Annotated in this window: 15 protein-coding genes; all 15 read left to right on the top strand. The window is 63.3% G+C overall.

The genetic code is table 11. From position 1 onward, the window contains the following. Nucleotides 1-77 precede the first annotated feature (77 nt). Nucleotides 78-1,187 carry a DegT/DnrJ/EryC1/StrS family aminotransferase gene (locus WJW29_RS10475; RefSeq protein WP_041182148.1) on the top strand — a complete coding sequence of 370 codons (1,110 nt, stop codon included), beginning with the start codon at nt 78-80 and terminating at the stop codon, nt 1,185-1,187. Between the two features lie 64 nt (nt 1,188-1,251). Beyond that, a complete protein-coding gene (locus WJW29_RS10470; RefSeq protein WP_011408679.1) occupies nt 1,252-1,476 on the top strand; it encodes an acyl carrier protein in 225 nt (74 codons plus the stop codon). 5 nt (nt 1,477-1,481) lie between these two features. Then, on the top strand, nt 1,482-2,522 hold the full coding sequence (locus WJW29_RS10465; RefSeq protein ID WP_011259222.1) for a ketoacyl-ACP synthase III: 1,041 nt from the start codon (nt 1,482-1,484) through the stop codon (nt 2,520-2,522). Continuing rightward, nucleotides 2,519-3,292, top strand: a complete 774-nt coding sequence (locus WJW29_RS10460) for an SDR family oxidoreductase (RefSeq protein WP_011408681.1) — start codon at nt 2,519-2,521, stop codon at nt 3,290-3,292. The genes WJW29_RS10465 and WJW29_RS10460 overlap by 4 nt, the downstream gene beginning before the upstream one ends. Continuing rightward, complete coding sequence (locus tag WJW29_RS10455; protein WP_011259224.1) at nt 3,289-4,041, top strand: SDR family oxidoreductase; 753 nt, start codon at nt 3,289-3,291, stop codon at nt 4,039-4,041. The genes WJW29_RS10460 and WJW29_RS10455 overlap by 4 nt, the downstream gene beginning before the upstream one ends. Continuing rightward, complete coding sequence (locus WJW29_RS10450) at nt 4,041-4,691, top strand: acetyltransferase (RefSeq protein ID WP_011408682.1); 651 nt, start codon at nt 4,041-4,043, stop codon at nt 4,689-4,691. The genes WJW29_RS10455 and WJW29_RS10450 overlap by 1 nt, the downstream gene beginning before the upstream one ends. A gap of 3 nt (nt 4,692-4,694) precedes the next feature. Then, the gene (locus tag WJW29_RS10445) at nt 4,695-5,840 is read left to right on the top strand and encodes a Rieske 2Fe-2S domain-containing protein (RefSeq protein WP_011259225.1); all 1,146 of its coding nucleotides are present in this window, start codon (nt 4,695-4,697) and stop codon (nt 5,838-5,840) included. Next, nucleotides 5,830-6,453, top strand: coding sequence for a UDP-3-O-(3-hydroxymyristoyl)glucosamine N-acyltransferase (locus WJW29_RS10440; protein ID WP_011259226.1), 624 nt, complete (start codon nt 5,830-5,832; stop codon nt 6,451-6,453). The genes WJW29_RS10445 and WJW29_RS10440 overlap by 11 nt, the downstream gene beginning before the upstream one ends. Further along, complete coding sequence (locus tag WJW29_RS10435; RefSeq protein ID WP_041182149.1) at nt 6,450-7,973, top strand: FkbM family methyltransferase; 1,524 nt, start codon at nt 6,450-6,452, stop codon at nt 7,971-7,973. The genes WJW29_RS10440 and WJW29_RS10435 overlap by 4 nt, the downstream gene beginning before the upstream one ends. A gap of 162 nt (nt 7,974-8,135) precedes the next feature. After that, nucleotides 8,136-11,633, top strand: coding sequence for a glycosyltransferase (locus WJW29_RS10430; protein WP_173340386.1), 3,498 nt, complete (start codon nt 8,136-8,138; stop codon nt 11,631-11,633). An 883-nt stretch (nt 11,634-12,516) separates the two neighbouring features. Further along, nucleotides 12,517-12,888, top strand: a complete 372-nt coding sequence (fliE, locus tag WJW29_RS10425; protein ID WP_012445073.1) for a flagellar hook-basal body complex protein FliE — start codon at nt 12,517-12,519, stop codon at nt 12,886-12,888. A 13-nt stretch (nt 12,889-12,901) separates the two neighbouring features. Then, nucleotides 12,902-14,626 carry a flagellar basal-body MS-ring/collar protein FliF gene (fliF, locus tag WJW29_RS10420; protein ID WP_011259230.1) on the top strand — a complete coding sequence of 575 codons (1,725 nt, stop codon included), beginning with the start codon at nt 12,902-12,904 and terminating at the stop codon, nt 14,624-14,626. Nucleotides 14,627-14,636: 10 nt separating this feature from the next. After that, on the top strand, nt 14,637-15,626 hold the full coding sequence (gene fliG / locus WJW29_RS10415) for a flagellar motor switch protein FliG (RefSeq protein ID WP_011408686.1): 990 nt from the start codon (nt 14,637-14,639) through the stop codon (nt 15,624-15,626). Next, on the top strand, nt 15,623-16,243 hold the full coding sequence (locus WJW29_RS10410) for a FliH/SctL family protein (protein ID WP_011408687.1): 621 nt from the start codon (nt 15,623-15,625) through the stop codon (nt 16,241-16,243). Before fliG ends, WJW29_RS10410 begins: the two co-directional genes overlap by 4 nt. Continuing rightward, nucleotides 16,240-17,616 carry a FliI/YscN family ATPase gene (locus WJW29_RS10405; RefSeq protein ID WP_011259233.1) on the top strand — a complete coding sequence of 459 codons (1,377 nt, stop codon included), beginning with the start codon at nt 16,240-16,242 and terminating at the stop codon, nt 17,614-17,616. Before WJW29_RS10410 ends, WJW29_RS10405 begins: the two co-directional genes overlap by 4 nt. Nucleotides 17,617-17,619: the final 3 nt, after the last annotated feature.

Genomic DNA, 17,619 nt, shown 5'->3' with positions numbered 1-17,619 from the left:
CTTCAGCAGGATCACGCCCTTTGCAGCCGACGGCTGCGGCGAAATCCCGACCTTCACCAGCACCTGCCGAGGCATTGATGCCCATCCCCGTCACCAGTCCGCTGCTGCCGCCACTGGAAGAATTTCTGCCCTACCTGGAGCGGATCTGGACCAGCCGCATCGTCAGCAACGGTGGCGAGATGCACCGCGCACTCGAGCGCGCGCTCTGCGATTACCTGGGCGTGCCGCATCTGGCATTGCTGACCAACGGCACCACCGCGCTGATCACCGCACTGCAGGCGCTGCGCATCACCGGCGAGGTGATCACCACGCCCTACTCCTTCGTTGCCACCGCGCATTCGCTGCTGTGGAAAAGCATCACCCCGGTGTTTGTGGACATCGATCCGTTGACGCTCAACATGGACCCGTCGAAGATCGAAGCGGCCATCACCCCGCAGACCACTGCAATCATGCCGGTGCATTGCTACGGCACCGCGTGCGATACGACGGCCATCACGCGCATCGCCGACATCTACAACCTCAAGGTGATCTACGACGCTGCGCATGCCTTCGGCGTGCGCGATGACGGCGGCTCGCTCCTGCGCCATGGCGACCTGAGCGTGTTGAGCTTTCATGCGACCAAGGTCTTCAACACCTTCGAAGGCGGCGCAATTGTCTGCCCCGACCAAAAAACCTATCAGCGCATCGGGCATCTGAAAAACTTCGGCTTCGTCGATGAAACCACGGTGGTAGCGCCGGGCATCAACGGCAAAATGAACGAGATCAGCGCGGCGTTCGGCTTGCTGCAACTGCAGCACATCGACAATGCCATCGCACAGCGCAGTGCCATCGATGCGCAGTACCGGCAGCGGTTGAGCGATGTGCGCGGCATCCGCTGTGTTACGCGGCCCGCGCATTCCAGCGCCAATTACGCGTATTTTCCGGTGTTGGTGCAGGACCACTATCCGTTGTCGCGCGATGCGCTGTACCACTTGATGCGCGAGCACGGCATTCTGGTGCGGCGCTATTTCTATCCGTTGATCAGCGACTTACCGATGTACCGTGCCCTGCCCTCGTCGGCGCCGGCGTGGTTGCCGGTGGCGCGATCGGTGGCCGCACAGGTGCTGTGCCTGCCGATCTTTCCTGGCTTGAGCAGCGACCAGGTCGATACCGTTGCCGATCTCATCGCCGGCCAACAGGCGACATGACCGCAACACGCTTCACGTGCATTTCAGACTTACATCTCTTCAACAGGCAACCAGGCGAGACCGCATGACCCAGGAAACGTTTATCGAGAACTTCATTTCCGCCACCGACTTCCAGGAGCCGGTGGAGGTCACGCTGGACACCGTGCTGCTGGAATTGCCGGAATGGGATTCACTGGCGGCACTGGGCGTGATCGTGATGTTCGACATGGAGTACAGCAAGACCATTACCGGCGATGACCTCACCGCTGCCATCACCGTCGGCGATCTCTACAAACTGACCGAGGCGTAAGCACCATGCCGACCTCCACGCTGCACAACGTCCGCTTTGCCGGCATGGCGACATGCGTGCCCAAGCGTGTGGTGTCCAATCTCACCGACTGCCGCCCGCAGATCCGTTCCGAGCGCGAGCGCCTGGTGCGCAACATCGGCATCGAGACGCGGCGCATGGCCTCGGAGTGGCAGTGCTTTTCCGACCTGGCCTTCGATGCAACCGAAGTACTGCTCGAAAAACTGCAGTGGAAGCGTGACGAGATCGATGCACTGATCGTGGTGACCCAGTCGCCGGATTATCCGATTCCGGCCACCGCTATCATCCTGCAAGACCGGCTGGGGCTGTCGCATGCCACCGTCGCCTTCGACGTCAACCTGGGCTGCTCGGCCTATCCGTTCGGCATCAACCTGCTTGGCTCCATGATTGCCGCCGGCGGCGTCAACAAGGGCCTGCTGCTGGTCGGCGACCGCAGCGCGAACCTGGAAGACCCGATCTTCTCCGACTCCGGCACGGCCACCGCGCTGGAGTTCAGCGCCGACGCGCCGCCGATGTATTTCGACCTCAACAGCGATGGTAGCGGCTACAAAGCCATCATCCTGCCGGTGGGTGGGCAACGCGAGCCTGTCGCGATTCAGCACCTGCTGCCTTATCGCGAAAACGAGAAGGATCGCTGGCACCAAGCCACCGACCTGCAACTCGATGGCGCCGCCGTGCTCAGCTTCTCGACCCAGCGCGTACCTCCCGCAGTTGAAAAATTGATCGCGTATGCCGGCGTTTCCAAAGATGAGATCGATTACTTCGTGTTCCATCAAGCCAACCGCATGATCAACGAGACCATTCGCAAGAAGCTCGGCCTTGCGGTCGAAAAAGTTCCGTCCACCCTGCACGACTTCGGCAATACCAGTGGCGCCTCGCTACCGGTGACCATGACTGCGCGCATCAATAAAGAACTCGAATCCGCACCCAAGCGCGTATTGCTATGCGGCTTTGGCATTGGCTTGTCGTGGGGCACGTGCCTGGTGGATATCGACGGTGCGGTGTTTCCGGACTTGATCGAGTCGTGAATATCGCCCTCGATCAGAACGACCCGTTTTCGTTGCAGGGCAAACGTATTCTGGTCACCGGTGCATCGTCAGGCATCGGACGGCAGATCGCACTGAGCTGCGCGCAGATCGGTGCACAACTGGTCATCACAGGCCGCAACGAAGGGCGCTTGGCCGAGACCTTCGCCTTACTTGAAGGCACAGGGCATGCGCAGGTGATCGCCAACCTGGACAAGCAGGAAGACATCGACCATCTCGTGACTTCGGTCGGCGTCCTGGATGGCGTCGCACACGCAGCCGGCATCGCCCGACTGGCACCATTCCGGATGATCAACCGCGCGCATCTGGACGAAACGTTCGCCAGTAATGTCTATGCACCGCTGCTACTGACGCGCGGCCTGCTGGCGAAAAAGCGCATCAACGCCAACGGCTCCATCCTGTTGATATCGGCGGTGGGCTCGCACATCGGTCCTGTCGCCACTGCCGCCTACTCTGCCAGCAAGGCTGCGCTGCTCGGCGCAATGCGCACTCTGGCACTGGAAGTGGCCAAGCACGGTATCCGCGCCAACTGTATCGTGCCCGGCTATGTGCGCACGCCAATGCTCGAGGGCCTCAAACAGAGCGGCGGCAGCATCGACGAGCACGCCAAACTGACCCCCTTGGGACTTGGCGAACCGGAAGACGTGGCTTACGCGGCGGTGTTTTATCTATCCGACGCCAGTCGCTGGGTCACCCGCAACTACTTCCTCGTAGATGGTGGCCTGACCGTGCCGATGGACGTCTACGCATGAGCAATGCGACTCGTAAAGCCTTTTTCCTAGAGGGCAAGACCATCCTGGTCACCGGCGCATCGTCCGGCCTTGGCCAGGAAATCGCACTGACCTGCGCACGACGCGGCGCGCGCTTGGTTATCAGTGGCCGCGATCCCGAGCGTCTCCAGCAAACCCATGCGCAACTGGCCGGCAACGGGCATGTGCAGGTGCAGGCCGACCTGACTGTTTCGGAGGACCGAGAGCGCCTGGTGCAAGCCAGCCAGCGCATCGACGGTGTCGTGCACTGCTTCGGCGGGCAGATGCTGTCTCCGATTCGCCAGCTGAAGGAAGAGCTGATGACGCGCATGTATCAGGTGCATTTCCTGGCGCCGGTCATGCTGACGCAGCGTCTGCTGCAAGCCAATGCCATTAATGCACAAGGCTCCATCCTGTTCATGCTGTCCACCTCCGCGCATATTGGGACACGCGGCGTGGGGCCGTACTCGGCAATGAAGTCCGGCCTGCTGGGCATCATCCGATGCTTAGCGTTGGAACAAGCCAAGCACCGCATCAGAGTCAACGGTATCTCGCCATCGGCCGTGCCCACTCCGCGCCTCTGGGGTGAAGACAACGGGCTCAACGAAATGCTGAACCAACAACGCGCGCGCCATCCACTAGGGCTGGGCACCCCGCACGATGTCGCCAACGCTGCGGTCTACCTGCTGGCCGACGCCAGCCGTTGGGTCACCGGCACCAGTTTGGTCATGGACGGCGGGGCGGTGCTCTGATGGAACGCGCACTCATTATCGGCGCCAGCGGCTGGGGCCGCGAAGTCCTGGAGCAAATGCGTGGCGATGCCGGGCATGGCAAGGATTGGCTGATTGGCGGATTCCTGGACAGCCGCACCAATATCCTAGACAGCTACGGTGTCGACACACCGATCATTGGCGATCCGATGAACTACCTGCCACAGCCTGACGATGTATTCGTTTGTGCGATGGGCAATCCCTACGACCGCCACCGCTACGCGCTGCCGATCCTCCAAAAAGGCGGGCGATTCATTCCCATCTGTACCGACGTCCGCTTGGGCAGGCGTGTGCATTTCGGCCAGGGCTGCTTTTTTGGCCTGATGGTCCATTCCGGGCCGGACGTGCGCATCGGCGATTTTGTCACCATCCATGCCCAGAGCATGCTTGGCCACGACGTACGCATCGGTGACTACGTGCACGTTGGCGCAATGGCCTTCATGGGCGGCGGCGTGCAGCTTGGCGACTTCGTCACCGTGCATCCGCGCGCGACCCTGATGCCAGGAGTGAAGGTCGGTGACGGCGCGGTCATCGGGGCTGGCGCGGTGGTCTTGAAGGACGTACCGGCCGGAGCCACGGTGTTCGGTAATCCGGCCAAAATTGTGTTCAACAAAAACATACCGACAGACTGACCCATGCGCTCGCGGATGCACTCCAAGTATTACTTGTCGCAGGAGATCTTTGAGCGTGAGCAGCGCAAAATCTTCCGTCGGGTTTGGTTGTTTGCAGGGCTCAAGACACTGCTGCGGGAAAACAACTGCTTCATCACCCGCAAGATCGCGGGCATCCCCCTGGTGATACAAAACTTCCACGGCCAAATCCGTGCATTCGAAAACGTCTGCCTCCACCGCAGTGCACTGATTCAAACCGGTGCTATCGGTTGCCGACCTTTGGTGTGCCCCTACCATGCATGGAGTTACGACGAACAAGGCCGGGTAAGGAACATCCCCGACTGCGATGCGATCTATCGCCTGGACAAGAGCGAAAAGGACAACTTGAAGCTGCGTGAATTCGCACTGCGCGCCATCGGCAATCTGCTGTTCGTCAACATCGATCCCGACCCGATGCCGATCGAGGAGCAGTTTTCGGCAGATTTCATCACCTTGCTGGAAAGCAGTTCCAATGCCTATGACACTGAGGTCATGGTGACCACATGGCGTGGCCGGTACAACTGGAAACTCGCTTACGAGAATCTTCGGGACGCCAATCACCCGCGCTTTGTCCACCCCAAGACCTTAGCCAAGAGCGTCAGCTTCGTTGCCGAGGTAAACGAAGAACACGCCAAGCAGTCCATGGAAGCGTTGCAAGACAGCTCGCCCGCTGCCTTGAGACGCGAGATGCGCCGCTTCAGTTTCGGCGGCCCGGACGCACCCATACCCAACCTTCAACACTTTGGCTGGCACGAGAAAGTGGAACGCTGGGGCACGCAGGATGCCTACTTCAATTGGTTGGCCTTCCCGAACATGCACATCGCCAGTTCCAATGGCGGGTATTCCTTCACGCTGGAACACCACATTCCCGTCGCACCGGACCGGACCGACCTGGAAATCTATTGGTTTAGCGCCCGCAAGAAACAGCCTTACGGCTCTTCCAGCCAAGTGCTACTGGCGCAGATGCATGGGAGCAAGGTCGTGGTGGGCGAAGACGTGGACATCATGGAGCGGGTGCAGGCGGCGTTGCACACAGATGCACCCATCCCCACTCAGGGAGCCTACGAATCCATGAATCGGCTGGTCGAGCGCTGGTACGCGCTGCTGATGGAGACCGAACATGAAATCTAGGTGGATCATCGGCCGCAGCGAGTACCTCGACCTGGCATTTCACGCATGGAAGCAGGCACGTCAGGACGAGATGGTCGTCAGGATCGAGGTACCACAAGACGCCGAACACGAATTCGATCTTGGCGTGCTGGATGGACTGAATCCGACCGACGGGGCCATGTTCGTGGCGTTCGACGAACGCTTCGGCAATTTCAAGCGCGTAGAACTGATGCAGGCAGCGATGGAACGCGGCTTCAAGCTGGAGCCCTTCATCCACTCCAGCGCAGCGATCGGCACTGACGCGGTCATCGGTCTCAACGCATTTGTGGGTGCCAATGCTGTTGTCGGGCACGGGTGCAAGATCGACTACAACACCGTCATCCATGCCGGCGCGCACCTGGGACCGGCATGCCGCGTCAAATCCTCATGCTGGATAGAGAATGGTGTGCAAATCGGCGCGGGCGTCGAGATCGGCGGCAATAGCGTCCTGCGGACAGGCGCCATCGTGCACCGGGGCGTCAAGATAGGACGAAGCTGCGAACTTGGCTGGCCGCGTGTCTACCGCGAGGACGTGCCTGCCAAAACCTATTTCGACGCCCGCTACGACAGCCCCATTCATACCTACGGGACCTGACGTTCATGAACTCAAGAAATGAGCAGCTCCGCCAACGGATTCTAAGGATTGCGGAGCAGGAGCGCCCTGCACTCGCGGATGTCATTGCACGCCTACCTGCGATTGCCAACCGCCCTGTATTCCTCGTCGCTCCCGAGTCCCATGTAGGCATGGTGCACGGTCCCCGGGTCGTAGCCGAACTGCACCATGTCGTTGCCGCAATTGATGACCAAAGCATCCATCTGGACCACATCCACGGCGCGCCGCGCTGGAGCAGTCAGGAGTTCCTGAGCAAGGCGGGCCAGTATGCCGATGCAATTGCTATCGATTTCTCTTGCAGCCCGCGCGGACGGGTGTTTGCAAATGACCTATGCGCAAGCGCGGGCATTGAGCAACTGAGTGTTGCGCCTTCCGTGGATCCGCCGATCCCAGGGTTCGAGCAGCGCCCGCTTTTTCTGCTTCAACCGCGCTCGGGCCTTGGCAACATTTATGGCCCACAGATCGTCCAGCGCTCCAGCCATGTCATTGCCGCCATTGATGAAGAGCCAAGCGACAGCGATACCGTTCATGGGGTGCCGCGCTGGAGTTCGCGCCAGTTCATCGAACAAGCAGCCCAGTATTCCCAGGCATTGGCCATCGATTTTTCTTACAGCCCCGGAGAATCGGGCCTGGCCCGCAAGCTCTGCGAGCAAGCAGGCATTGAAAGGGTCGATGCCTGCCGGGCCGTTGCTCATTGTGGGCTGGTCGCCGTATACGAGCCTGCCCAGGTATACCGTCAGCGGACGCTTCTGCGCCTGGACGAATTTCTGCGGCTTGCGGATCGACTGGACGACGATCTCAGCGTTTTTACGCTCTACAGCAACCTGTTGTTCCGCCTGACCTACGATTCCAGCCTCCTACTGGAGTGCTGGGCGACGCCGATCAACGAGTACTTTTCGGAATACGCCGATACCAGCACATTCCAGCTGGGCAAGCGTGAACATTTCTGCGATGGCGGTGCCTTCCAGGGACCCATCGTGCATAAGTTTCTCGAGACATCCCGCCATCGCTACGAAAGCATCACTGCCTTTGAACCCGATCGCATCAACTTCCAGAAATTGGAGGGCATCGCGAATGCCGGCCCCCTTCCCGCGCACAGTTTCAAGGCCATCAAAAAAGCCATCTCAAACGAACCTACGACGCTGCGTTTCGAGGAGACCGGCACGGTTTCCAGCCATGTATCGGTGAATGGCGGAATCTCGGTGGCTACTACACGCCTGGACGACGAATTGGAAAAGCTGACACTACTGAAGTTGGACATCGAAGGATTTGAAGCCAGGGCACTGGAAGGCGCATCTCACCTCATCCGGACCCAGCGCCCCCGCATGGCTATTTGTGTCTACCACTACGCCCAGGATTTGCTGGATATCGTGGAACAACTGGACAAATTGGTGGAGGGCTATCATTTCCGTCTACGCCAGCACTCTCCCGGCCACTACTACGACCTTGTCTTATATGCATCGCCCGTCGCCGGTGCCGCACCGCCGCCTTGGGCGGAGTAAGCCCAGGAATATTCACGATTTGGAAAAAGGTAGAGCGATGCCGGAGCTTCCGCTGTGTGTGCTATTGACTCCTCTGCATGCCCTTATTTTTGAGCTGCTTATTGACCCATGATGCACCACCCAGAAGATCGCTCCGCCACCTGTGCGCTTGTCAGCGTCGTGATGCCTGCCTACAAGCTGCGCTATCTCGATGAAGCGCTTACGAGCGTAGTTCTGCAGTCTTACCCCAGGCTCGAGCTGATCGTCTGCGACGACAGTGCCGATGCCTTGATCGAACAGCGCGTCGCAAGGCATTCGCTGCAATGCCGTTTTCCGATCCGCTATTTCCGCAATCCAGCTCGCCTGGGCGAGCTCGGCAGCAAAATCAAAGGGATCACCCTGGCACAGGGCGAGTACGTCAAGTTCCTGCACGATGACGATGTGCTGCAGCCCGATTGCATTGCGCAGCTGGTGGAAGCGATCGAGCGTAATCCGGGCACGGCGATGGCCTCCTCGCGGCGGATACGCATCGATGACGACGGGCAGCCGTTGCCGGACATCCTGGCCACATGCTTCCCATTCGCCGACGACGTGCTGATCGACGGGCCGGAGCTGGTGTCGTTTCTGGCCGACCACACCATCAATTTCATCGGTGAGCCGAGTTGCGTGCTGGCACGACGCGCGGATCTGTTGGCGTTGGGCAACGCGTTGATGGCGTTGAATGGCAAGGCCATCCACTGGGTCGGCGATCTGGCGATCTACGTCAAGCTGCTGCGCCACGGCAACCTGGCGATGCTGGCCAGCCCGCTGACCCAGTTCCGTGTCTCGAGTGCGCAGTTCAGTCAGAGTGGTCGCGATCAGCCCGGCATCGGCGATCAGGGCCATGAAGACTTGCGCCAGGGCATCCGGCAGCTCGGTTGGCGACGCGAGACTGGCGACAACCGACTGGTGCGGGTGGCACCGCTCAGTCCGCACAAGGCACGCGTGTTCAAGCCGGTGGATCTGGTCAATGCGTTGATGCAAAGCGCGGGTATGGCCGAGCGCGTGTCGCCGGCTACCTGGTTGGGTGTGCGTCATCCGAACACAGTGCAGCGTGCGTTGATCGAAGCGCGCCTGCAGGCGCATGCCGGTGGCCCGCGCATTGCGGTATTGCTGATCGACCGTCACGGCGATGCCGCGGGGGTGGCAGCAACGCGGGCCAGCCTGGATGCGGTGGCCTGCTATCAACACCATCACACCTGGGTCATCAGCAGCTCGCCGCAGCAGGTTGCCGAATCCGGTGAGCGCGGCGTGCTGATCGACGAACAAGACTTGGCGGCAACACTCAACCGAGTGATCACCTCACAGGACGCGATCGATTGGGTGCTGCTGGTCGATGCCGGCAGCCTGTTCACCGCCAGCGGTTTGCTGATGCTGGCACTGGAAATGCTCGCGCTACCGGACGACTGCCAGGCCATCTACGCCGATGAAGTGATGGCGCTGGACAACGGCCAGCTGGGGCTGGCGCTGCGGCCGGCGCTGTATCTGGACATGCTGTTGAGCGCACCTGCGACGTTGTCGCGGCACTGGGTGTTCCGGCAGCGCACGCTGCTGGTCGATGGCGGCTTCCCCACCGGGCCCAGCGCGGCATTCGAACTGGATTACCAGCTGTGCCTGGTCGAGCGTTACGGGCTGGCCTGCATTCGACATATCGCTGAGCCATTGCTGATTGCATCGGCCACGCCGCAGCATGCCGACGAAGACGAGCGGCAGGCGATTGCGCGTCATCTCGCCGAACGCGGCTACGTGGACGCCGCGGTGCACAGCACCGGGCCCGGCCGGCACGCGGTGGACTACCGCCATGCGCAGCAGCCGCTGGTGAGCATTCTGGTGCTGGTCGATGGCCGCTTGCCGCAGGTGCAGCGCTGCCTCGAAAGCATTCTCGCCAACACCGCTTACCCGCATTACGAGGTGCTCCTGCTGGATCGTGGCACCACTGCGCCAGACCTGCGCGACTGGCTGACCGGCATCGATACCCTCGGCATGCAGCAGATCCGCGTGCTGCGCTTTGCCGGCGAACCGTCGCGCGAAGCGGTGTGCAATGCCGCCGCCGAACACGCGCGTGGGGACATGTTGTTGTGGCTGGCGGCAGGCGCCGCGGTGATGAAGGCCGATTGGCTGGAGCAGTTGCTCAACCATGCGCTGCGCCCGGAGGTCGGTGCGGTAGCCGGCAAGTTGCTGCGCGGCGATGGCACGGTGCACCACGCCGGCCTGCTGCTGGGCCTGGGGGCACCGGCAACGCGCGCGTTCGAAGGCGCGGCATTCGACGAATCGGGTTATCTGCAGCGCCTGCAACTGGATCAAAACTACAGCGCGTTGAGCGGCGAATGCCTGATGTTGCCGCGTCAGCTGTTTATGGACGCCGGTGGCTTCGAACTGGAGCCGGCGCTGGCGCAGTGGAGCGATGTCGATCTGTGCCTGCGCTTGCAGCAAGCGGGCTACCTCAATGTCTTCGCAGCGCATGCGCAGTTGTTGATCGACCCGCTCGAGGCAACACCCGTCACCGCGCTGGACGAAGACGCGATGTACGCGCGGTGGCTGCCGGTGATGGCCAACGACCCTGCCTACAACCCGGGCTTTTCGTTGGACCCGGGCGCCGGCTTCGCGTTGGCCGACCCACGCGCGAGCTGGCGTCCATTGCAGTCATGGCGGCCGCTGCCGAGCGTGATCGCGTTGCCGGCCGATATCGAAGGCTGCGGCCACTACCGGGTGATCCAGCCGCTACGCGCCCTTCGGGAAGCTGGACTCGCCGAAGGAGTGCTGTTCAACGGCTACCTGGAGATCAGCGAACTGGCGCGTCAGGATCCCGATGTGGTGATCCTGCAGCGCCAGGTCGGCGAGGCGCGACTGGAGGCGATGCGGCGGATGAAGGCGCTGTCGCGCGCGTTCAAGGTGTACGAGCTGGACGATTACCTGCCCAATTTGCCGTTGAAGAATGCGCACCGCGAGCACATGCCCAAGGACATTCTCAAAACGGTGCGGCGTGGTCTTAGCATGGTGGACCGTTTTGTCGTGTCCACTCCGGCGCTGGCCGAGGCGTTCGCCGGGTTGCACAGAGATATCCGGGTGGCCGAAAACCGCTTGCCGCCCCATTGGTGGGACCAGTTGCCGGCGAGAGGCGAGCGCCAGTGTGGCAAGCCGCGGATTGGTTGGGCCGGCGGGGCCAGCCATACCGGCGATCTGGAACTGATCGCCGACGTGGTGCGCGAGCTGGCCGATGAAGTTGAGTGGGTGTTCATGGGGATGTACCCGTTCGCGCTGCGCCAGCACATCCACCACTTTCAGCCAGGCGTGCTGATCGATCACTACCCGGCGGCGCTGGCGGCGTTGGATCTGGACCTGGCGCTCGCACCGGTGGAGCAAAACCTGTTCAACGAGTGCAAGAGCAACTTGCGCCTGCTCGAATACGGTGCCTGCGGTTATCCGGTCATCGCCAGCGACGTGCGCTGCTACCAGGGCACCCTGCCGGTGACGTTGGTGAAGAACCGCTACCGCGACTGGATCGGGGCCATCCGCGAGCACTTGGCCGACCTGGATGCGACCCGCGCCAAGGGCGCCGCCCTGCGCGAGGTGGTGCGGCGCGACTGGATGCTCAGCGGCAGCAATCTGGAGCGCTGGCGGGAGGCGTGGTTGCCGGACTGATCACTCAGCCGCGCGAGGCGCTCCAACACCGGTGGGCACGCCCATCATCATGCGCAGATGGCTCGCAGTTTTAGAGATGTCGGGTCTTAGCGTTATCTATCTGGAGGGAGAGGCCGAGTCGGTTGAGTGCGTGGCGCACTTGTCGCTCATGGGAACTATTCGGTCGCAGCGTCGCTCTAGAGAGTCGCAAAAGCCAAGTCGGTCGCGTGCGCGGCGCCTCACCGCTCGCGGGACACGCTGTTAACCCGTCCCTGGGGGCTCGATGGCAGCATCCATGCCGCCAACGGTCCCGAAAGCGGCGAGGCCACCGCACCAGAACATTGGTCGGCGGTTCTATAAAAGCGGCGCATGGTGCGAAGACGGCGCGGCGTCACGCTTGGGGAGATGCGAGCTGCCAACGCTTGTTTCCACAGCGAGCGAACGTCACCTGTCGCCTGCACCGACACACCGACCATCTCCACCACTGGTCCTTGCCCGCTCACCGTCGCGGGACCCGTGGCGGCATGGATGCCGCCACGGTGCTGACAAGGACGTACTTGCAGCGTGTCCCGCGATGGTGGGCGGGCAAGGACCCTGCTGCCAAACCGCAGATCAGCTGCTTTCCGCCAGACAGGCCCGCGTCTTGCTGGACAGGCTGGCTGAACAGGCGCGCGCCCTGTCGACAACACCTTGCCGACAACTGTCCGACTCTTGAGGAGGCGCCAGGCGCACTGGCGCCAAGGGAAACTGCGGCCGCGCAGTGCCTCGCAGCCCAGCACACAAATCGCTGCCTGCTCCCGGCAGCCGAGGCACAGCCCCCTCCCTGCCCCCGGCGCCGGGATACTGGCACCATTTCGGCACGCCGCTTGCATTGGTGTGGATGCCTCCCTGGCTGACCGCACCCATGAGCGACTCCGTTACCTCCATCCTCTCGCAGATCCGCAGCTACCAGACGCAGATGGGCCAAGGCCCGATGCGCGCGGTGGGCGATGCGGCGCGCGGCAACCAGATCCAGGGACTGGCCGGCGCACAGGGAACACCGGCCACCCAGGCATCGAGCTTCAGCGAGACCTTGCGCAGCGCCATCGGTGGCGTCAACGAGGCCCAGCAGAGGGCCGGCGCCCTGTCCAAAGCATTCGAAATGGGCGACCCCAATGCCGATCTGGCACGGGTCATGGTCGCCTCCCAGCAGTCCCAGGTGGCCTTCCGCGCCACCGTGGAAGTCCGCAACCGTCTCGTCCAGGCTTATCAGGACGTCATGAACATGCCGCTGTAAAGGTTGACGACACATGGCACTTGCGATCAGCAAAGAAAACATGAACCAGAACGCCGAAAAGGCGGGGCAATGGTTCGACCGTGTCAGCAGCCTGCAGATCACCCGCAAGCTGACCATGATGGCGATGATCGCCCTGGCGGTGGCGGCCGGCCTGGCGGTGTTCTTCTGGTCGCAGAAGCCCGGCTATCAGTCGCTGTACACCGGCCTGGATGAAAAGGGCAATGCCGAAGCGGCCGACCTGCTGCGCACCGCGCAGATCCCCTACAAGATCGATCAGGGTACCGGCGCCATTTCGGTGCCGCAGGACCGTCTGTACGACGCCCGCCTGAAGCTGGCCGGCTCCGGCCTCACCGGCAAGGAAACCGGCGGCGGTTTCGAACTGATGGAAAAGGACCCGGGCTTCGGCGTCAGCCAGTTCGTGGAAAACGCCCGTTACCAGCACGCGCTGGAAACCGAACTTTCGCGCACCATCGGCACGCTGCGCCCGGTGCGCGAAGCCCGCGTGCACCTGGCCATTCCCAAACCCAGCGCCTTCACCCGCCAGCGTGATGTGGCCAGCGCCTCGGTGGTGCTGGAACTGCGCGGTGGCCAGGGTCTGGAACGCAACCAGGTCGATGCCATCGTCAATCTGGTGGCGTCCAGCATCCCGAACATCACCCCCGAGCGCGTCACCGTGGTCGATCAGAGTGGCCGCATGCTCTCCATCGCCGACCCCAATAGCGATGCCGCCCAGCACGCTGCCCAGTTCGAACAGGTGCGCCGCCAGGAAAGCTCCTACAACCAGCGCATCCGCGAATTGCTGGAACCGATGACCGGCCCAGGCCGGGTCAACCCGGAAACCAGCGTGGACATGGACTTTTCGGTGGTCGAAGAAGCCCGCGAGCTCTACAACGGTGAGCCGGCCAAGCTACGCAGCGAGCAGGTCAACGACACCAGCACCACGGCGACCGGCCCGCAGGGCCCTCCGGGCGCCACCAGCAACAGCCCCGGCCAGCCGCCGGCACCGGCCGCTGCAGGCGCACCGGGCACCCCCGCTGCTGCCAACGGCCAGGCCACCGCAGCGGCCGCGCCGACCGAAAGTTCCAAGAGCGCCACCCGTAACTACGAATTGGACCGAACCTTGCAGCACACCCGCCAGCCGGCCGGCCGCATCAAGCGCGTCTCGGTGGCGGTGCTGCTGGACAACGTCCCGCGCCCCGGCGCCAAGGGCAAGATGGTCGAACAACCGCTCACCGCTGCCGAGCTCACCCGTATCGAAGGCCTGGTCAAGCAGGCAGTGGGCTTTGATGCGGCACGCGGCGACACGGTGTCGGTGATGAATGCGCCGTTCGTGCGTGAAGCGGTGGCCGGCGAAGAAGGGCCGAAGTGGTGGGAAGACCCGCGCGTGCAGAACGGTCTGCGCTTGCTGGTCGGTGCGCTGGTGGTGCTGGCGCTGCTGTTCGGTGTGGTGCGCCCCACCCTGCGTCAGCTCACCGGCGTGACCCCCATCAAGGAAAAGCAGCGCAAGGGCGGCAACGATGGCACTCCACAGAGCGCCGACGTGCGGATGGTCGATGACGAGGATTCGCTGCTGCCGCACATGGGCGAGGACACCGCCAGCATCGGGCAGGAGCGCAAACCGGCAATCGCCCTGCCGGATGCCTACGAAGAACGCATGCGTGTTGCACGCGAAGCAGTCAAAGCCGATTCAAAACGTGTTGCACAAGTCGTAAAGGGATGGGTTGCCAGTGAAGCCTGAAACAGAACCGATGAGTGGCGTGCAGCGTGCTGCGGTGTTGTTGCTGTCGCTTGGGGAAAGCGACGCCGCCGAAGTGCTCAAACACATGGACCCCAAGGAGGTGCAGAAGATCGGCATCGCCATGGCCACCATGACCGGCATCTCGCGCGATCAGGTCGAAAAGGTAATGGACGACTTCAACGGCGAACTGGCCGGCAAGACCTCGCTGGGCGTGGGCGCCGACGACTACATCCGCAACGTGCTGATCCAGGCGCTGGGCGCCGACAAGGCCGGTGGCCTGATCGACCGCATCCTGCTGGGCCGCAACACCACCGGCCTGGACACCTTGAAGTGGATGGACCCGCGCGCGGTCGCCGACCTGGTACGCAACGAACACCCGCAGATCATCGCGATTGTGATGGCGCATCTGGACAGCGACCAGGCTGCCGAGGCGCTCAAGTTGCTGCCCGAGCGCACCCGCGCCGACGTGTTGCTGCGCATTGCCACCCTTGACCGGATCCCGCCGAATGCGCTGAGCGAGCTCAACGACATCATGGAGCGTCAGTTTGCCGGCAACCAGAACCTCAAGTCGTCCAACGTCGGCGGCATCAAGGTGGCGGCCAACATCCTCAACTTCCTGGACACCGGCTCCGACCAGGGCGTGCTGGGCGAGATCGGCAAGATCGACGCCGACCTGGCCGGCAAGATCCAGGACCTGATGTTCGTGTTCGACAACCTGGTGGACCTGGACGACCGCGGCCTGCAGACGCTGCTGCGCGAAGTCTCCGGCGAGCGCTTGGGCTTGGCCCTGCGCGGCGCCGACGTCAAGGTGCGCGAAAAGATCACCCGCAACATGTCCCAGCGCGCGGCCGAAATCCTGCTCGAGGACATGGAAGCGCGCGGCCCGGTGCGCCTGGCCGACGTGGAAGCGGCGCAGAAGGAAATCCTCACCATCGTCCGCCGTCTGGCTGACGAAGGTACCATCAGCCTGGGCGGCGCCGGTGCGGAGGCGATGGTATGAACGACGTGGTCACCCGCTGGCTGGCCCCGGACCTGCACCTGGTCCCGGCCGGGCCGGAAACCGAATTCGACGAAGCGGCCGTTTATGAGCCGGTGCTGCGTGCGCCGACCCTGGAAGAGATCCAGGCCATCGAAGATGCCGCCCAGCAGGAGGGCTTCGCCCGTGGGCATGCCGAAGGCTTCGCCCAGGGCCAGTCGGAAGTGCGGCGCCTGACCGCGCAGATCGACGGCATCCTGGACAACTTCACCCACCCGCTGGCGCGGCTGGAAAACGAAGTGGTCGGCGCGCTCGGCGAGCTGGCCGTGCGCATCGTCGGTCAGCTGGTCGGACGTGCCTATCAAGCCGATCCGCAGCTGCTGGCCGAGCTGGTCGGCGAAGCGGTGGATGCGGTCGGCGGTGCCGGCCGCGAGGTCGAAGTCCGCCTGCACCCGGACGACATCACCGCGCTGCTGCCGTATCTGGCGCCCAGCAGCACCACCCGCGTGGCCCCAGACATGAGCCTGAGCCGCGGCGACCTGCGTGTGCACGCTGAAAGCGTGCGCATCGACGGCACCCTGGATGCGCGCCTGCGGGCCGCACTGGAGACAGTCATGCGCAAATCCGGAGCGGGCCTGTGAGCGCCCTGTTCGGCGCCACCCCGGCCGATTGGCTGGATGCACGCAATCTGCGCCTGGCCACGCGCCTGGGCACCCTCGGCCTGGAACCCACCGCCGGCCGCACCCTGATCCGCGAAGGCATCCTGCGCCGTGCGGTCGGCCTGACCCTGGAAGCCACAGGCTGCGAAGCGCCGATGGGCGCCACCTGCAAGGTCGAAGTCGATGGCGGCTGGCTCGATGCCGAAGTGGTCGGTTTCGCCGGCGAACGGACCTATTTGATGCCCAGCGCCGAACTGCACGGCCTGCTGCCGAATGCGCGCGTGGTGCCCTCGCGGCACCGCGGCGGCGTGGAAGTGGGCGAAGGCCTGCTCGGCCGCGTCATCGACAGCGACGGCACCCCGCTGGACGGCAAGGGCCCGATCCGCGCCGAAGGCAGCGTCGGCATGGCCGGCGTGTCGATCAACCCGCTGGCGCGCGAACCCATCACCACCTCGCTGGATGTCGGCGTACGCGCCATCAACGCCATGCTGCCGATCGGCCGCGGCCAGCGCGTGGGCCTGTTCGCCGGCTCCGGCGTCGGTAAATCGACGCTGCTGGGCATGATGACCCGCTTCACCGCGGCCGACGTGATCGTGGTCGGGCTGATCGGCGAACGTGGCCGCGAAGTGCGCGATTTCGTCGAGACCACCCTGGGCGAAGAAGGCCTGCGCCGCGCCGTCGTGGTGGCCGCCCCAGCCGACCGCCCGCCGTTGGCGCGTCTGCATGGTGCCTATCGCGCCACCGCCATCGCCGAATGGTTCCGCGACCAGGGTTTGAACGTGCTGCTGCTGATGGATTCGCTGACCCGCTTCGCCCAGGCGCAGCGCGAGATCGGCCTGTCGGTCGGCGAGCCGCCGACCACCCGCGGCTACCCGCCGTCGGTGTTCGCCAAATTGCCGGCGCTGGTGGAACGGGCCGGCAACGGTGCCAAGGGCCGCGGCTCGATCACCGCGTTCTACACCGTGCTGACCGAAGGCGACGACCCGCAGGACCCGATCGCCGACGCCGCCCGCGCCATTCTGGACGGCCACATTCTGCTCTCGCGTCGGGTTGCCGACAGCGGCCTGTACCCCGCCATCGACCTGGAATCCTCGGTCAGCCGCGTGGTGCAGGACATCGCCGACGACACCTGGCGCCTGCGCATCCGCAAGCTCAAGCGGCTGCTCTCCGCCTACACCGCCAACCGCGACCTGATCGCCATCGGCGCTTACCAGCGTGGCAGCGACCCGGCCACCGACGAAGCATTGGCGCGCTGGCCGGAGATCGTCGAATTCCTAGGGCAGGACGTACACAAGGCGTCGGTCCTGAGCGACAGCCTGTCCGCCCTGCAGCAGCTGGTCGAACCCGAGAACTAATTC

Source organism: Xanthomonas sp. JL1, from assembly GCF_038405005.1.
This window is presented reverse-complemented; position numbering and strand designations above follow the sequence as displayed.

Excerpts from the sequence above, each read along its gene's own strand:
- WJW29_RS10475 (WP_041182148.1), top strand. The coding sequence starts at position 78 with ATGCCCATCCCCGTCACCAGTCCGCTGCTGCCGCCACTGGAAGAATTT.
- WJW29_RS10470 (WP_011408679.1), top strand. The coding sequence starts at position 1,252 with ATGACCCAGGAAACGTTTATCGAGAACTTCATTTCCGCCACCGACTTC.
- WJW29_RS10465 (WP_011259222.1), top strand. The coding sequence starts at position 1,482 with ATGCCGACCTCCACGCTGCACAACGTCCGCTTTGCCGGCATGGCGACA.
- WJW29_RS10455 (WP_011259224.1), top strand. The coding sequence starts at position 3,289 with ATGAGCAATGCGACTCGTAAAGCCTTTTTCCTAGAGGGCAAGACCATC.
- WJW29_RS10450 (WP_011408682.1), top strand. The coding sequence starts at position 4,041 with ATGGAACGCGCACTCATTATCGGCGCCAGCGGCTGGGGCCGCGAAGTC.
- WJW29_RS10445 (WP_011259225.1), top strand. The coding sequence starts at position 4,695 with ATGCGCTCGCGGATGCACTCCAAGTATTACTTGTCGCAGGAGATCTTT.
- WJW29_RS10440 (WP_011259226.1), top strand. The coding sequence starts at position 5,830 with ATGAAATCTAGGTGGATCATCGGCCGCAGCGAGTACCTCGACCTGGCA.
- WJW29_RS10430 (WP_173340386.1), top strand. The coding sequence starts at position 8,136 with ATGCCTGCCTACAAGCTGCGCTATCTCGATGAAGCGCTTACGAGCGTA.
- fliE (WP_012445073.1), top strand. The coding sequence starts at position 12,517 with ATGAGCGACTCCGTTACCTCCATCCTCTCGCAGATCCGCAGCTACCAG.
- fliF (WP_011259230.1), top strand. The coding sequence starts at position 12,902 with ATGGCACTTGCGATCAGCAAAGAAAACATGAACCAGAACGCCGAAAAG.
- fliG (WP_011408686.1), top strand. The coding sequence starts at position 14,637 with ATGAGTGGCGTGCAGCGTGCTGCGGTGTTGTTGCTGTCGCTTGGGGAA.
- WJW29_RS10410 (WP_011408687.1), top strand. The coding sequence starts at position 15,623 with ATGAACGACGTGGTCACCCGCTGGCTGGCCCCGGACCTGCACCTGGTC.